The organism is Bacillus alveayuensis (assembly GCA_030812955.1).
GTDB lineage: Bacteria > Bacillota > Bacilli > Bacillales > Aeribacillaceae > Bacillus_CB > Bacillus_CB alveayuensis.
Genome location: JAUSTR010000001.1, coordinates 276,106 through 292,630, shown reverse-complemented (window position 1 = coordinate 292,630; position 16,525 = coordinate 276,106). Strand labels below are relative to the sequence as shown.

Genomic DNA, 16,525 nt, shown 5'->3' with positions numbered 1-16,525 from the left:
TCATTTTAACATAAATTTTTTCATAGAAAGAATAAAAACAATCGCTTCATTCAAAAATACATAATTCGTTCATTTGTCATAAATAAAAAAACAAGCTCGTGCTATAGAATAGCTGAACTTGTGATTAAGAATCTTTTGAAATAGAGTATTGCCTAAATGTTTCAATAACCTCTAAATATTTCTCTTTGTTTTTTATCGGAATTCCTTTCTCTAGCTCAAGATGGAGTCTACTCTCCAACTTCCCTACATCAATTTGAAAAAAAGATTGAATAATGTTTTTCGCATCGCCAGGTCTCCCGTTAAAAATAGATAAAGTTCCATCATCTTTGAGACCAAAATAACCGTTCGTTTTTAACAATGGGGAAATATCTTCAATGTATTTTCGAAATACGATTTTATTCTTATTATGCTCAACGAACTGCCAATCCGCATATTTCAACAAAAAATCATCCATAGAATAAATCTTTTCGATTTTCACTTCTTCACTTCTTTCTCCATCCATATATAATCGTTCAAGCACAACTTTCACCGTTAACGGATGAGAAATCTCACTGCCCTCATTCTTTACATGCTGATTAAATTCATTCGCAAATACTTTCCCATTTTGGAATACACTGATGAAAACGATTAGTGCTGAAATAATCATGAAGAGATGATTCAGCTGTTTCATTAACATCACCTCAATACAATGGTTTTCTCAAAAGGATCACCTTGTTCAAACAAAAAACTTCTAATTTGACCACTACTGTTAGTGTGGCCAAAATTAGAAGTTTAAACCAAAATGGAGGTGAGATGAAATGTATATCATAACGATTTTGGTTATAAAAGGGAATTTTAAAAGGTTGAAAATCTTTACAACCTTTGTATTTTCAAGGGTTTTCAGCTTCCGAAATGGGAGAGATTTATTCATTAAGGTTATGATATACCTCTTGAACGTCATCGTCTTCTTCTAATACGTCGATCAGCTTGTACATTTTTTCTGCTGTTTCTTCGTCTACTTGGGCATACGTTTGTGGAACCATTGTCATTTCAGCCGCTTTGAACGTATAACCGCTTTGCTCAAGTGTTTGCTTAACCTCATTAAAATTTTCTGGTGCTGTAAAAATTTCAAATGCATCCTCAGATGTTTCCATCTCTTCAGCACCTACTTCAATGACTTCAAGCAGCATGTCATCTTCATCAACTGTTAAATCCTCACGGCTAATGACGATATATCCTTTCCGGTCAAATAAATAGGCTACACATCCACTTTCACCAAGATTACCGCCATTTTTATTAAAAGCAGTACGAACATTTGTAGCTGTACGGTTTTTATTATCTGTTAAGCATTTAACCATTACAGCAACTCCACCAGGGCCATAGCCTTCATACGTAATCTCCTCATAATATTCACCACTTTGGTTACCTGTTGCTTTTTTAATGGCACGATCTATATTGTCATTCGGCATATTTGCCGCTTTTGCTTTATCAATTGCTAAACGTAGGCCCGGATTTGCATCAGGATCTCCGCCACCTTGTTTCGCGGCAACATATATTTCCTTAGCTAATTTCATAAATATTTTACCGCGCTTAGCATCTTGTGCGTTTTTACGTCGTTGAATATTTTTCCACTTAGAATGTCCTGCCATTCTAAATTCCCCTCTCATTAAAACAGTCTCGCTTTTAAATATATCATAAAATCCTTTTATCGGTAAATGTGACATAACGTAAAAAACAGGGAGTCTTTCTCCCTGTTTCAGATTAACGGTTGTTATTATCAAACGGTTCAGTAATGGTTTCACCAATGTCATTTAATAGTTCACGAATATCATTCGTCACGTCATTTCCATTATCTAATCCACGGTTTATATTCCGTATACGTGTAAAGGTTGCTTCATCTGTCACAATGTTTACATTTTTCCCTCTTGCCATTTTTTGCACAACATTTCGAACTCGATTTTGAACATCACGATTATTACGATCATTTGTATCAACTGCAACAATGACATTATTATTTGTAACAAGAGTATTAACATCCTCTACATTACGCAATTTTGCGACTTGTTCAGAAATTCTTTCCGCTAATTCCTCGTTAGCATCTACATTATTATTACCAAGTTGGTTATGGTAATTATAATCGTCGCGACGGAAGCCATTGTTTCTCATGTTGTTACGATCTCGAACGGTTAATGGGCTTACACGTCCATTGCGATCATTCATATCCCGAATGTTGTCATTATCATCAACGCCGCCGTCAAACATTTCCGTTATCGGTCCATCATTGTCAATCATATCTCCATTATCGTTCGTGTAATAACCGATTGGCTGCATGTTATTGTTATATCTTGTATCCATTGCATCATCATTTGTATTACATGCAACAAGACTCGTGGACATTAACGCCATTGCCGTAAATAAAGAAGCTCTCTTTTTCATGTTACCCCCCCTTAAACACATTATGAGCAATGAAAAGCTGCTCATTTATTAAAGTGTTCATCCTTAAGGAGGGCTATTGCGATTAATTATAGGAATATAAGGTAGATGTTTCTATTCAAAAGGCTCTTTTTCTAAAAGATTGTTGCTTTACCATAGCTTCGTGCTTTGTTCGGTTCATGGACAGTCGAAAAGCAACAAAGTTTACGAAAACAGCCATTCAAAATGTTTAAAATTTTGGAGGAGCTGCTGCTAGACGGCGTTTATGTTCAGAACGTTTATGCATTTGCTCAATAATTTGCCGATCCTCATCTGGGATTTCTTCCCCTTTTAAATATTTATCGATCATATCATAAGTTGTTCCCATTTCCTTTTCATCTGTTTGTCCTTCCCAAAGACCAGCAGTTGGAGCTTTATGAATAATTTCGTTAGGAACACCTAATACTTTAGCTAATTTGCGTACTTCTCCTTTCGTAAAGTGGATGAGCGGCACTAAATCAACGCCGCCGTCACCATATTTAGTAAAATAGCCTGTATGCCATTCGGCCGCATTATCTGTTCCTACCACCATATAGCCAAAATTATTGGCGACAGCATATAATGTTGTCATTCTTAGTCGCGCTCTTGTATTCGCATCTCCCATACGGGCTGCTTTTTCATTCCATTGATTTTTTTCTTTTATTTTAGATTCAATTTGGCTAAATAATGCATGATGAGTTTCTGTTAAGTCAATCGTTATATAATCAATCCCACAGCTTTCCACAACTTTTAAAGCATCTTCTTGATCTTTTGGGTTGCTTTTACAAGGCATAATTAACCCTAATGAATTTTCAGGAAAAGCACGTTTGATTAAATGGGCTACAACTGCTGAATCAATTCCACCACTAATCCCAACAATGGCACCGTTTAATCCAGCTTCCTTAACTTGTTTTTGCAACCATTCAACCAGTTTTGTTACTTTTTCTTCCATAGATATGTACCCCTTTATTACATTTTTTTTAATCATATCATAATGTTCATTTACTCACAATGATGTTTAAGTATGCAATCCTTACCTTTCTTAACCTCAAAAGGTGACTTCCTGGTAAGAAGCCACCTTTTGATCAATTAATCATCTTCCCCATCATCATATTCAGGTTGTTCATATATGCGCGTATAATCATACATCGGCTGTTGTGGAGAGTGCGGATATGGATACGCCTTACCATATGGCATCAGCGGATATCCGTAATAAGGCATCATTGGTTGGCCATATCCGTATCCACTTTGATACGAAGAAGGCATGGCCGTATGAGGATACATCATATTTGGAGAGCTAAATGGTTCTTCATAAGCCAAATCGTTATTTTCTGCATTTTCATTCTCCATTGCCGGACTTATGGCTTGAGGATATGCTTGTGGATATGATGTATGCATTGGAAAAGGAACTCCATATCCGATTGGTCCTACTCCTGTTCCAGGCAAAATAGGTGAAATAGGCACACATCCAGGAGGCACCATTTGATATGGAGGCGAGTAAGCAGGAGCAACTTGTGGCCCATAAGGATATCCAGCGTAAGGAGGATACGGGCTCATCGATATGTTTTCCACCATTTCTTCGTTTTCCATCTCCTCTTCATATTCATCCATTTCAGAACTTTCAGGTTGCATATTTGGAACCCCATACCCCATGGCAGCTGATATATTGGGATAAACCGGTGCAATATATTGCGGCCATTGTTTTCCAGGCATAGGCTGTGTCATCGGCATATATGGCATTTGTGGTGGATTTATATAAGGCATTTTCAAGCCATCTTCCTCCTTTTCAACAGGCGAAGTCATTTTTTCCTCGTGCAAATCCTTTTCCTCTTCTTCAGTTTTAAACATCTCTGGTAAAACATTTGGCGGTTTAGGAGGCAATTGCGGCTCTTGCTTTATTTGCTGTGGCATCGACATATTGACCATATAATAATGATTATTTACATCGATTTCAGGATAATGTGACGGTTGAAAATAAGGCATAGAAGGTACATATGGTTTAGCTGGCATTTCTTTCGGCTTTGCTTCTTCATAATCAAGCTTTTCCTTTTTTGGCTCATATGGGAGCTCTTTTTTCGTCATTTCTTTTTTCGGCATTTCCTTTTTTATATATGGTTCTTCTTTTTTCATATTTTGATTCATAAGTGTTTCTTTTTTGACAGGAACCCCATTCGATGGGATTTTAATTTTCATACCTGGCATGATTAAATCAGGATTGCTTAGCTGTGAGTTCATTTTTTTCAACTCTTCGAAGTCGACTCCATATTTTTGAGCAATCTTCCATAGTGTATCGCCTTTTTGAACAATATGGATTTTCACGCTTTCCCCTCCTATTTAAAAGCTTTTCAGCGAATGACCAAACATACAAATCATCATGAGTTCTCATCACAATTTATGCATAGAAAGAACACATTATGATTAAAAATTGAAACATGCAGGTTTTCAAAAAAACTTATTTTAGTAATAATAAAGGCTGCTTTCGGAAACATTGCTGCTTTTCGACTGTCCATGAACCGAACAAAGCACGTGGTCGTACACAAAATAAAAAAATAAACCTAGCATCATCATATGCTAGGCTACACATTTTCCAGCATTCGCTTTAATGCTAAAAGGGCGAACTCTTTAACATCATCTGCAACTTTTATTTCGTTAATGGGTTGTCCTTTTTCAATACTCTCAAGTGACCATACTAAATGCGGGAGATCAATGCGATTCATCGTTAAACATGGACACATATATGGATTAAGGGAAACAATTTGTTTATCAGGATGACTTTTGATGATCCGATTGACAAGATTCATTTCCGTTCCGATAGCCCATTTGCTTCCTGGAGGAGAAGCATTAATGGTGTCAATAATATATTTTGTTGAACCAGCTTCATCCGATAAAGCGACAACCTCACGTGGACATTCTGGATGAACAATAATTTTCATATCTGGATATGTCTTGCGAATATATTCGATATTGTTTACGGTAAATTTTTCATGTACTGAACAATGCCCTTTCCATAAAATCATCACAATATCGCTTTTATTTCCCTCAAATTGCAGCTCATTCGCAATCGGATCCCATACTGCCATTTTCTCAAGCGGAATCCCGAGATCATAAGCAGTATTCCGTCCTAAATGCTGATCTGGCAAAAATAATACTCGTTGTTTTTGCTGTAATGCCCATTTAAGCATTTTTTTAGCATTAGAGGAGGTTACCGTTGCCCCTCCGTGCTTCCCGACAAATGATTTTATTTCTGCAGTTGAATTAACATACGTTAACGGCAAAATCGTATCTTCGAATAGTTGTTGAAGCTTCTCCCAAGCTATTTCTGTTTGTTTTAAGTTAGCCATATCTGCCATCGAACAGCCTGCACGCATATCAGGTAATATGACGGTTTGGTGTTGGCCTGTTAACATATCAGCTGTTTCAGCCATAAAATGGACGCCGCAAAATACAATAAATTCTGCCTCGTTATTTTTGGCTGCTGCCTGTGCTAATTGCAATGAGTCGCCTGTGACATCAGCAAATTGAATCACTTCATCCTTTTGATAATGATGTCCTGGTATAAAAAGACGCTTCCCTAGCTTATGTTTTATTTCTTTTACTTTTTCGTACAGTTCCTCTTCAGATCGTGTTTTATAATCCTCCGGTATCATTTCTCTTTTTTCAAATTCCAACATGTCTAATACGTTCATTTCGTTTCCCCCTTATTTAACATTCAAACTAATATCAAGCGATTTTACAGAATGAGTAAGCATTCCTAATGAAATATAATCAACATTTGTATCACGATAATCAGCTAAATTATGAAAATCAATTCCACCAGATGCTTCTGTAATGATATGAGATGGAGTTAAATGAACAAATCTTTTCACTTCCATTGGTGTACAATTATCAAACATAATGATGTCAACATCTGCTTCAATTGCTTCGATTAATTCTTTTTCTGTTTCAATTTCGACTTCTATTTTTACCATATGCCCTATTTGTTCACGAACCTTTCTAACAGCTTCTTTAATGGAACCGCAAAAGGCAATATGATTATCTTTAATCATCACTCCATCATGTAAGCCAAAACGATGGTTAAATCCACCCCCACAACGAACGGCATACTTTTCAAACATTCTTAATCCAGGCGTTGTTTTTCTCGTATCACAAATTCTTGTATGATTCGAATTCAGTATATTTACCGCTTTTTTCGTTAATGTCGCAATACCTGACATTCGTTGAATTAAGTTTAAAATGACTCTCTCTCCTTGAAGGATGTAGCGAACAGGGCCTTTAATAATAGCAAGTTCATCACCTTCGGAAAATGATTGACCGTCGCGTATGAATGGTTGAATTTCGAACGTGGGATCCAATAGTTTAAAGCCTGCTGCGACAATTTTTTCTCCTGAAAACACCCCATTTTCCTTTGCTGTCAATACAGCCATCCCTTGTTCATGCTCCGGAAAAATGGCCTCACTTGAAATGTCACGCTCCCCTAAATCTTCTATTAGAAATTGCTTTAGAGCTTTATATAATTTCAATTCATTCATTTAATTCACTCCTTCATGTTCGAATATTGAGAGTCTAATACGTTTTTGCTTCCACCAATCGTTTTCTTTCGGAAAATCAATCCGATAATGCCCTCCTCGACTTTCCTTTCTCATGAACGCTGCTTTCGCGATCAGCCAACCGACCGTTATCATGTTCATGCATTCAAGGTCCTCTATTGTGAAACCATTCACATTAATGGTAAAAAAAGAGGGTGTTTTCAAAAACTGTTCGAAATAATGAAGAGCAAATGATAATCCTTCATTTGATCTAGTAATCCCTACATAAGTCATCATCATTTCTTGAATTTCTCTTTTAGACGGTAAAGCAATTTTCTCGTTACCGAAACGTTTTGCAGCATTTGTCATCATGACATCTAAAGGCTGCTCTGAAATATAAAATGCCAATCGTTTCCCAAATACTAATCCTTCTAACAATGAATTACTTGCTAAACGGTTTGCACCATGAACACCTGTACAAGCCGTTTCTCCAACCGCATATAATCTTTCTATCGACGTTCTCCCAAATAAATCTGTTTCAATTCCACCCATTAAAAAATGCATGCCGGGTGCAACTGGTATGCGCCCTTTCTCTACATCGATTCCATTTTCTTCACAAAGCCTCGTAATCGTAGGAAAACGTTTTCGAAATTGTTGAATATTAGAAATATCTAAAAAAATGCGGTGTCCATGTTTGATCTCTTGTTGCATAACTCTAGCAACTACATCTCTTGGAGCAAGATCCATGAATGGATGAGCATTTTCCATAATGCGTCTCCCATTTTCATCGATTAAAAATGCTCCCTCGCCGCGAACAGTCTCTGAAATTAATCCTTTACAAGCACCATCTATATATAGCATAGTTGGATGAAATTGTATAAATTCCATGTCGATTAGCGTTGCTCCAGCTCGATAAGCCATCGCTAATCCATCCCCTGTCATTAAGGAAGAATTAGAGGTTACTTCATAAAGGGCTCCGCATCCCCCTGTTGCTAAAATAATGTGTGCTCCTGAATAAAAAATGATTTCATTTTCCTTTGTTTTCACCCAAACTCCAATAGCACGATTATTCACAACTTCAATGTCAAAAACCATGTGGTTCTCTAACAATGTGACACGTTCATTTAATCTTGTTAGGAAATGATCGATCAGTCTTTTACCGGTAGCGTCTCCTCCAGCATGGATAATGCGCTTTTTTCTGTGCGCTCCTTCTCTTCCTAATAACAGCTCACCATAATCATTGACATCAAACTGCATACCGTTTTGTTGTAAAGAAGAAATGACCTCTTCCCCACTTTGGACGAGCTCTTTAGCTGCTTTTTCCGTGTTATGAAAACAACCTGCATATAACGTATCTTCAAAATGAAATTTCCAATGATCTCCTTTTCCTATTGCTGCAGCAATCCCACCTTGCGCTAAGCTAGAGTTACTTTGCTGCTTTAAGCCTTTTGTGATCATAAGAATGTTCATTTTTTCACATAATTGTGAAGCAACTGTTAATGCACTAATCCCACTTCCAACGATGATGACATCGTATTGTGTCATAAAAGATCCTCCTGTAAATTAACATCTGTCTTGACACTTATCTTTACACAAAACTACAATATTGACAAGAGGTTTATCCTTTTTTCTTTATTTTATTTTTTACTAAAGGGGCGAAAGTAGTTGATTTACTTAGATTATGCTTCCACAACACCGATGAGTGAAAAGGCTCTTGCAGCTTATAATGAAGCTGCAAAACATGTGTTCGGAAATGCCAGTAGTTTACACGATATTGGTGGAAATGCCCATGAATGGCTGAATGCTGCCCGTAACACGTTCGCAAAGCTCATAAATGGTAAGAGTGAAGGAGTTTTTTTTACTAGCGGTGGTACGGAAAGCAATCTACTTGCTCTTCAAACATTGTTAAATATTCATTCACATAAACGTCATATCGTTTCATCGGCTTTTGAACATTCATCGATTCGAAATTATTTACAATTATTAACACAAAAAGGGTATAACGTTACATTTTTGCAAGGTGATGAGACGGGAACGATTTCAGCTGCTATGGTGGAAAGGGTAATTCGTCATAATACAGCTCTCGTTACAATTCAGCATGGAAATTCAGAAATTGGTGTCTTACAGCCAATCGAAGAAATCGGCCAGCTATTAAAAGATAAAAAGATCCCTTTTCACACCGATTGTGTCCAAACATTAGGGAAAATGAATATCGATGTTCAAAAAATGAAAGCAGCGGCATACTCCTTCTCAAGCCATAAAGTATATGGACCGAAAGGGGTTGGGTCCGTTTACATCGATCCAACTATTGATTGGAAGCCGTTAATCCCTGGAACATCACACGAAAACGGTTTCCGTCCTGGCACTGTAGATGTACCTGGCATTTGTTCATTTGTCACAGCTTTTAAAGATTTTTATAATCAAAGAGAGAAATATCATCAGCATTTTACTCATTTACGCCAATTGTTCATTCATGAAATCAAAAAACGAGACATGAACATTACCGTTATTAATCATGATTGTCACAACCAGCTTCCCCATATTATAGGGATTATGATGAATCAAATGGAAGGCCAATATGCGATGCTAGAATTAAATCGGAAAGGAATTGCTGTTTCAACCGGAAGTGCCTGTCAAGCTGGAATGCAGTCACCTTCACCAACTTTGCTTTCCATTGGATACGATACGGAAAAAGCCCGGCAATTTATTCGCATTTCCTTTGGGATCAAAACAACAGAAGCAGATATTTTGACCCTCGTTTCTGTTTTAGAGCAATTAACTACTAGTTCAGATGGAAAGGATTGAGAAGATGAAGGAAAACAAAATATTAGGGGAAAAGCGCCGTCAACTCATTTTAGAATGGCTTCAAACCGAAAGCGCCCCATTGACAGGAGGAGAATTAGCTGCCAGAACAAATGTCAGCAGGCAAGTCATTGTACAAGATATTTCCTTATTAAAAGCGAGAGGAGAACCTATTTTAGCAACTAGTCAAGGCTATGTATATATGAGTGATATAGAGAAAAAGAAAAATCAAGTAGAACGGCTGATCGCATGTCAACACGATCCGCAAAAAACAAGAGAAGAGCTATACTTAATCGTTGATTATGGTGTAACGGTTAAAGATGTCATCATCGAACATCCCGTATATGGGGACTTAACGGCTTCCATTATGGTGAATAATCGAAAAGAAGTGGATGAATTTATAGACAAAATTGAAAAAGCGAATGCTTCATATTTGTCAGAGCTTACAGACGGAGTTCATTTACACACGATTATGGCAAACAGCGAACAAGCATTAGACGAGGTCTGCCTAGCCTTAAAAAAGGCAGGATTTTTAATGAATGAGGAATAATTGATAGCTAAATTAAAAACGAGGCTGTCTCGGACAGCCTCATTTTCATGCTTCGTGAGATGTTAGGATGATGTTTGAAAAGAAGGATAGCTACCCAAAAATTTCACTCCACATCCAAGGGCTTCTAACTCAGCAATCGCTCCCGGAATCAATACTTCATCCATTTTCATATCAATGTCAATAATAAATAAATAGTTTCCTAGCCCCGTTTTCATCGGACGAGACTCAATTTTTGACATATTTAATTTCCGCCATGCAAATGCAGATAATACTTGATGTAATGAACCGGCACGGTTGGATGGCAGTGTCACAACAAGTGTTGTTTTATACCCAAGGCTTTGTAAACGCTCGTTATTTTTCACTTCATAATCTTTATTTGGATGCAACATAACAAATCTTGTGTGGTTATGTTGGTAGTCATGTATATTCCTCTTCACAATATGCAGCTGATATTCTTTTGCTGCTAGCTCATTGGCAATAACAGCTACCTTTTCACTAGGATGCTCACTAATATATTTGGCGGCTGCTCCTGTTGAAGTTGCATATTCATATGTAACATGAGGTAAATGCTGATGGAGAAACTTATGGCATTGTGCGATGGCGTGAGGATGTGAATAGACCTTTTCAATTTCTCCCCAGTGGTCCTTTCGATCTGGATGAACCATCAAATGTTGTTCTATCGGGGCTATCAGCTCCCCAACGATATACAATGGTGTTTCATGAATTAAATAATCTAACGTTAAATTAACAGAACCTTCTAAAGCATTTTCAAGTGGAACTACGGTTACGTATACTTCTTCTTTTTCAACGGCATCCATACTGCTTGGAATCGTTGCATATGGGATGAGCTCGACATTCGATCCAAAAAATTTTGCCACAGCTAAATGAGTAAATGTTGCTCTCGGTCCTAGATATCCAACTTTCATGATTAACTCGTCCTTCCTATGCTCCTGAGCTTAAAATTTCGACTTTTTCTACAAATTCTAATTTACGTAGCTTCATAAGTAAACTATTAATATCTTCTTTCATACCATTTGTATTCAACGATAATGTCACATTGGCTCTTCCTTGTAATGGAATCGTTTGGTGAATCGTTAAAACGTTGCAGCCGGCATCTGCGACAATTCCTAATAATTTCGAGAGTGTCCCCGCCCGATCTTCTAGATGAAAAAATAAAGTAATAATTTTTTCTTTTACGACCGTGTGAAAGGGAAATATGGCATCGCGATACTTATAAAAAGCACTGCGACTCATATCCACTCGCTGTACTGCTTCTTGAACAGACAAAGCTTTCCCACGCTCTAAAAGCTTTTTAACCTCTAAGGTTTTTCGCATTGCTTCCGGAAGAACATCTTCCCGTACTAAATAAAAAACCTCATCCTTCATTGCGCAGCACCTTCCTTTTACAAGCAAAATCATCGTGGCAAAAATATCTTGTTGTAGGAGAGCATTTAGCCCTCCCTTTTAATCAATAAATTCAAATTCATAATCGAGTATACGGACCGTATCTCCGTCTTTTGCCCCTCTTTCCCGCAATGCATCATCAACTCCCATTCCCCTCATTTGTCGTGCAAAGCGTCTAACTGACTCATCTCTCGAAAAATCTGTCATTTTAAAGAGCTTTTCAATTTTCTTTCCAGACAAAACAAATGCACCGTCACTATCACGTGAAATCGTAAAGTCTGGTTCTTCCTTTTTAAATGTATAAACAACTCGATTTATAGTTGAATCATTTTGTTCTTTTTCAAAAAGTGAAAATTCAGGAGTTCGTTCAAGTAAATCGGCAATTTCAAAAAGCAATTCGCGCACTCCTTGACGGGTAACTGCAGAAATTGGAAAGATTTTTTCATCTTTTGGCAATTTTTTCTTAAATTCCTCTAGATTTTCTACTGCTCCGGGCATGTCCATTTTGTTGGCAACAATAATTTGCGGCCGCTCTGTTAGTCTAAGGTTATATTGTTTTAACTCTTCATTAATCGTAACGTAATCTTCATATGGATCTCTTCCTTCCATTGCCGACATATCAATGACATGCACAATGACTCTTGTTCGCTCAATATGACGTAAAAATTGATGTCCTAGACCGATCCCTTGATGCGCACCTTCAATTAGTCCGGGAAGGTCAGCCATCACAAAGCTGCGGCCATCCTCTGTTTCGACTACTCCTAGGTTGGGAACAATCGTTGTAAAGTGGTATGCGGCTATTTTCGGCTTCGCACTAGAAACAACCGATAAAAGCGTTGACTTGCCGACACTTGGAAAACCTACAAGACCAACATCCGCTAATAATTTCAACTCTAATACAATATAGCGCTCCTCACCAGGCTCTCCTTTTTCACATATTTCCGGAGCAGGGTTTGCAGGTGTAGCGAAGCGGGTATTTCCTCTACCACCTCGTCCGCCTTTAGCAATGACCGCACGGCTGCCATGTTCTGTTAAATCTGCAATGACTTCTTTTGTATCATCATCAATGACAACGGTTCCAGGCGGTACTTTTACAATGAGCGGTTCAGCATTTTTCCCATGCTGATTTTTGGACATTCCATTTTCACCTTTTGGTGCCTTAAAATGCTTTTGGTAGCGAAAGTCCATTAACGTACGAAGCCCTTCATCAACTTCAAATATGACGTCTCCACCTTTTCCACCGTCTCCTCCAGCAGGCCCTCCTTTCGGAACATATTTTTCTCGGCGGAACGCAACCATGCCATTTCCACCGTCTCCACCTTTAACATAAATTTTGACTTGGTCGACAAACATCGTTGTAAGCCTCCTAAACCATATGTTCATTTGTCACTTCTAAGTTGACCGTTAATTGTGAGCGACTACATGAAAGAACTGTTATATGAATAACATCATAACTTTTCGTTGATAAAAAAAGAGTTAGTTCTTCTTCTTTGTTTAGTATGCCTTGAAAATCAAATAAGAATCGAGTGCGATTGCCAACTGTTTCAATTGTCAGCATTAAGTGGTTTTCTGCATTCGGTTCTACAAGATTTTCCATTAAGGAAAAAAATTGTTTCGTCCATTCCGTCAAAGGTTCATCGATTTTTGATAAATTTAAAACATCACCAAGCACAACATATTCAATTGAAAGGAATCGATTTAACCAATTGTATGTCAAAATAAATTCAGCAAATTTTTCCATTTTAAATTGACATAGCTTTGACTCATGTTGTGCTTCAATCACCATTTGATCTATGATTTTTTGGGCGCGATCGTATTTTTTCAGTGCCAAGTTCCCTTTTAATAATTGCAATTTGTTCATCCAGTCGTGTCTGGTTTGGGTTAAAACGTCAATAATCCCCCATGTTTCATCAACTTTTTTCATTTTTCTACTCCCAATCCAACCAGCATTTTGTTCATTCTATATGTACAAAAATTATAGCAGACATATCTAATTCATATAAAGTCATATTTTATAATCCTTGCATCACTTTTTCAAAACTGAAAGCTTTAAATTGAATTAGATCGCAATAGATTGCAAGCCTATCGCTTTTCTATGACAGTCAAAAGCTATAGTAAAGCAACAATCTTTAAGAGAAGAGCCAAAATAAAAAACTCTAACCATTTCGGTTAGAGTTTTTCCATTTTTATTATGCTTCTTTTGCTACTGGGTATACGCTCACTTTCTTTTTGTCGCGGCCATAGCGTTCAAAACGAACGATCCCATCAACTTTTGCATAAAGTGTATCGTCACCGCCGCGGCCAACATTTAAACCTGGATAAATTTTTGTACCACGCTGACGATAAAGGATCGAACCACCCGTTACAAATTGACCATCCGCGCGTTTTGCACCAAGGCGTTTTGCGATAGAGTCACGACCGTTTTTCGTAGAACCTACACCCTTTTTAGAAGCAAAGAACTGAAGATCTAGTCTTAACATTTGATCCACCTCCTAAAACGATTGATCATGTATACGTAAATAATGACCGTAATCTCGTTCAATTGTTTGTAAAGATACGAGCATTCCTTCTAACAATAGTTGAGCTTTTTCAAAGGACTCAGAATCGATCCCTTCTGGTAGTTCAACATAAAGAAATCCTTTTTCTTTCATATCAATAACCGGCTTTACTTTCGCTAATGCTTCTATGGCATTGACCGTACCGAAAGAAACGGCCGAAGCTCCAGCACAAACGATATCCTTGCCTGGTTCATGGTAATAAGCATGACCGGACATTTTAAATGAACGAATATACCCGTCTTTTGAGCGGTTAATATAAACATGTATCATACTTAACAGCCTTTAATTATGCATTAATTTTTTCGATTACGACTTTTGTATAAGGCTGACGATGACCTTGTTTTTTACGTTGATTTTTCTTTGGTTTGTATTTGAAAACGGTGATTTTTTTCGCACGACCATGCTTTTCAACCTTTGCTGTTACAGTCGCACCTTCAACAGTTGGATTTCCAACTTTCACATCGTTTCCACCAATGAAAAGAACTTTGTCAAAAGTGACTGTGTCTCCTTCTTGGGCATCCAATTTTTCAACGTAAATCGCTTGCCCTTCTTCAACTTTAACCTGTTTTCCACCTGTTTCGATAATTGCGTACATCTTTGCACCTCCTAATTTTACTCAGACTCGCCAGTACAGGTGTCGACATATAGCCGATCTTGAACCTATTCTGTGCGGTTGTAGCACAGGTGCTACAAACAATAACACATAGATGATATCAAAATATATTGGTTGTTGTCAATCACATATCCTAAAAAGCTCTTTCAAATAAGGATTATTGATGATAAGCGATTCTTTGTTTGACCTCTTGAATATTACCATAGTGGCGGATGTTGAAATGCTTTACTTGTTCTTTAGCGAAAATAAAAATTTTCATTTTGAACGTTTGTTCTAATTTTTGAAGATGAGAACGATGCTCTCCTTCAAATAAAGCGGCTACTTGTGGATTGGCTTCAACCCAAACAGCCTCCACATCTCGATTTTGTAATTCCCACAATGTTCTTTCAAGCGTAAAAGCAATGGCTTCTGGTGATTGAACTCTTCCAGTGCCGTTGCAAACATGGCATGGAGCTGTTAAAAGCTCTAATAAAGATTTCCTCACTTTTTTTCTCGTTAATTGAAGAATATTTAAATCTGTAAACCCGATCATTTTCGTATATATCCGATCTTTTTTTAATTCTTCTTTAAAAGCAGCGACGATTTCCTGTTGATCATGTTTATTGGCCATATCAATAAAATCAATAAGGATAATGCCACTTAAGTTTCTTAAGCGAATTTGTCGAACAATTTCCTTGGCAGCTTCTTTATTTGTTTTCAGGACTGTATCTCGGTATGTATACTTTCCTAAATATTTCCCAGTATTTACATCAATGACGGTCATCGCTTCTGTTTGTTCAATGACAATAAAGGAGCCATTATTTAACCAGACAATCTTTTTTAATGCTTTGGCGATTTCCTCATTAATATTATAAAAAGAAAAAATATCTTCTTTTTCCATATGATGAATAAACCGAATGGTATGATTTTTCGCGAATATATTTTTCAGTTTTGTACCGATTTTACTCACATCATAAATAATTTCATCGATCATCTGCGGCGATATTTCTTGAATAACTTGTTCTATAAAGCTGTCTTGTCGCAACAATAATTTAGGAGCTTTTGTTTTGCTCGATATGACATGACGATACAATGATTTTAATCGATCAAACGTTTTTTTTAACTCTTCGTTTGCGAGATGTGTTGCTTCTGTACGAATGATCATTCCTTCATGATTTAAAACATCCTTCGCAAATTGTTCTAATCTTGTTCTTTCCTTTTGATTCGTAATTTTTTTGGATAGGCAAATAATCGTCTCAAATGGTTTATAGATTAAAGATGAGCTTTTAAATTCCAAATTCATTGATAATTTCGGAGCCTTATGTTCATTTCCTTCCTTAATAACTTGAACGATCACTTCTTCGCCTTCTCGGATAAAGGACGAAATGCTGGCATCTTTTTTCTTTGGATTTGTCTGAACAGCTTCTATATAGGAGCGAATGTCATTGCGATGAAGATAGCCGTTTACTCCATTGCCTAAATCGACGAACGCTGCTTGTAAGCCTGGCAGGACATTTCGCACTCTCCCACGATAAATATCTCCAGCAAAGATCGTATTTTGCTTTTCCTTTATATAAATTTCAACGACACGTCCATCTTCTATAAGGGCAAGACGTTCTTCTTCTGTGATTGCATTTATGATTAACTGCCGCAACTTCATTCC

The 16,525-nt window shown here is 37.3% G+C and carries 18 protein-coding genes and 1 other annotated feature; of the genes, 2 read left to right on the top strand and 16 right to left on the bottom strand.

Going from position 1 to position 16,525, the window contains the following annotated elements:
* Positions 1-124 precede the first annotated feature (124 nt).
* The 8 genes from J2S06_RS01415 to nadB form a co-directional block, all read right to left on the bottom strand.
* Positions 125-670 (bottom strand): BofC C-terminal domain-containing protein, encoded by a 546-nt coding sequence (locus tag J2S06_RS01415; RefSeq protein WP_419151056.1) that lies wholly within the window; start codon positions 668-670, stop codon positions 125-127.
* A 232-nt stretch (positions 671-902) separates the two neighbouring features.
* Positions 903-1,628 (bottom strand): YebC/PmpR family DNA-binding transcriptional regulator, encoded by a 726-nt coding sequence (locus tag J2S06_RS01410; RefSeq protein WP_419151055.1) that lies wholly within the window; start codon positions 1,626-1,628, stop codon positions 903-905.
* A gap of 112 nt (positions 1,629-1,740) precedes the next feature.
* Positions 1,741-2,415, bottom strand: a complete 675-nt coding sequence (locus J2S06_RS01405; protein ID WP_419151054.1) for a YhcN/YlaJ family sporulation lipoprotein — start codon at positions 2,413-2,415, stop codon at positions 1,741-1,743.
* A gap of 226 nt (positions 2,416-2,641) precedes the next feature.
* Positions 2,642-3,382 (bottom strand): NAD(+) synthase, encoded by a 741-nt coding sequence (gene nadE / locus J2S06_RS01400; RefSeq protein ID WP_419151053.1) that lies wholly within the window; start codon positions 3,380-3,382, stop codon positions 2,642-2,644.
* 137 nt (positions 3,383-3,519) lie between these two features.
* Positions 3,520-4,749: a SafA/ExsA family spore coat assembly protein gene (gene safA, locus J2S06_RS01395; protein WP_419151052.1), complete on the bottom strand. Its 1,230-nt coding sequence runs from the start codon at positions 4,747-4,749 to the stop codon at positions 3,520-3,522.
* Positions 4,750-5,006: 257 nt separating this feature from the next.
* Positions 5,007-6,116, bottom strand: a complete 1,110-nt coding sequence (nadA, locus tag J2S06_RS01390) for a quinolinate synthase NadA (RefSeq protein WP_419151051.1) — start codon at positions 6,114-6,116, stop codon at positions 5,007-5,009.
* A gap of 12 nt (positions 6,117-6,128) precedes the next feature.
* Positions 6,129-6,959: a carboxylating nicotinate-nucleotide diphosphorylase gene (gene nadC / locus J2S06_RS01385; protein ID WP_419151050.1), complete on the bottom strand. Its 831-nt coding sequence runs from the start codon at positions 6,957-6,959 to the stop codon at positions 6,129-6,131.
* On the bottom strand, positions 6,960-8,501 hold the full coding sequence (gene nadB / locus J2S06_RS01380) for an L-aspartate oxidase (protein ID WP_419151049.1): 1,542 nt from the start codon (positions 8,499-8,501) through the stop codon (positions 6,960-6,962).
* Positions 8,502-8,621: 120 nt separating this feature from the next.
* Here nadB and J2S06_RS01375 point away from each other — a divergent pair, with 120 nt between their 5' ends.
* Positions 8,622-9,761, top strand: a complete 1,140-nt coding sequence (locus J2S06_RS01375) for an IscS subfamily cysteine desulfurase (protein ID WP_419151048.1) — start codon at positions 8,622-8,624, stop codon at positions 9,759-9,761.
* Positions 9,762-9,765: 4 nt separating this feature from the next.
* Positions 9,766-10,308: a transcription repressor NadR gene (locus tag J2S06_RS01370; RefSeq protein WP_419151047.1), complete on the top strand. Its 543-nt coding sequence runs from the start codon at positions 9,766-9,768 to the stop codon at positions 10,306-10,308.
* Positions 10,309-10,370: 62 nt separating this feature from the next.
* Here J2S06_RS01370 and pheA read toward each other — a convergent pair whose 3' ends face one another.
* The 8 genes from pheA to J2S06_RS01330 form a co-directional block, all read right to left on the bottom strand.
* A complete protein-coding gene (gene pheA, locus J2S06_RS01365; RefSeq protein WP_419151046.1) occupies positions 10,371-11,234 on the bottom strand; it encodes a prephenate dehydratase in 864 nt (287 codons plus the stop codon).
* Positions 11,235-11,250: 16 nt separating this feature from the next.
* A complete protein-coding gene (locus tag J2S06_RS01360) occupies positions 11,251-11,694 on the bottom strand; it encodes an ACT domain-containing protein (RefSeq protein WP_044892895.1) in 444 nt (147 codons plus the stop codon).
* Between the two features lie 78 nt (positions 11,695-11,772).
* Positions 11,773-13,065 carry a GTPase ObgE gene (gene obgE, locus J2S06_RS01355; RefSeq protein WP_419151045.1) on the bottom strand — a complete coding sequence of 431 codons (1,293 nt, stop codon included), beginning with the start codon at positions 13,063-13,065 and terminating at the stop codon, positions 11,773-11,775.
* Positions 13,066-13,078: 13 nt separating this feature from the next.
* On the bottom strand, positions 13,079-13,636 hold the full coding sequence (locus J2S06_RS01350) for a Spo0B C-terminal domain-containing protein (protein WP_044892897.1): 558 nt from the start codon (positions 13,634-13,636) through the stop codon (positions 13,079-13,081).
* A 265-nt stretch (positions 13,637-13,901) separates the two neighbouring features.
* Positions 13,902-14,192, bottom strand: coding sequence for a 50S ribosomal protein L27 (gene rpmA / locus J2S06_RS01345; protein WP_419151044.1), 291 nt, complete (start codon positions 14,190-14,192; stop codon positions 13,902-13,904).
* 12 nt (positions 14,193-14,204) lie between these two features.
* Entirely contained in the window at positions 14,205-14,540 is a 336-nt protein-coding gene (locus J2S06_RS01340; protein WP_044892899.1) for a ribosomal-processing cysteine protease Prp, read from the bottom strand.
* Between the two features lie 16 nt (positions 14,541-14,556).
* Positions 14,557-14,865 carry a 50S ribosomal protein L21 gene (rplU, locus tag J2S06_RS01335; RefSeq protein WP_044892900.1) on the bottom strand — a complete coding sequence of 103 codons (309 nt, stop codon included), beginning with the start codon at positions 14,863-14,865 and terminating at the stop codon, positions 14,557-14,559.
* A 13-nt stretch (positions 14,866-14,878) separates the two neighbouring features.
* Positions 14,879-14,955, bottom strand: a sequence feature (ribosomal protein L21 leader region).
* Between the two features lie 85 nt (positions 14,956-15,040).
* The gene (locus tag J2S06_RS01330) at positions 15,041-16,522 is read right to left on the bottom strand and encodes an Rne/Rng family ribonuclease (protein WP_419151043.1); all 1,482 of its coding nucleotides are present in this window, start codon (positions 16,520-16,522) and stop codon (positions 15,041-15,043) included.
* Between the last annotated feature and the right edge of the window lie 3 nt (positions 16,523-16,525).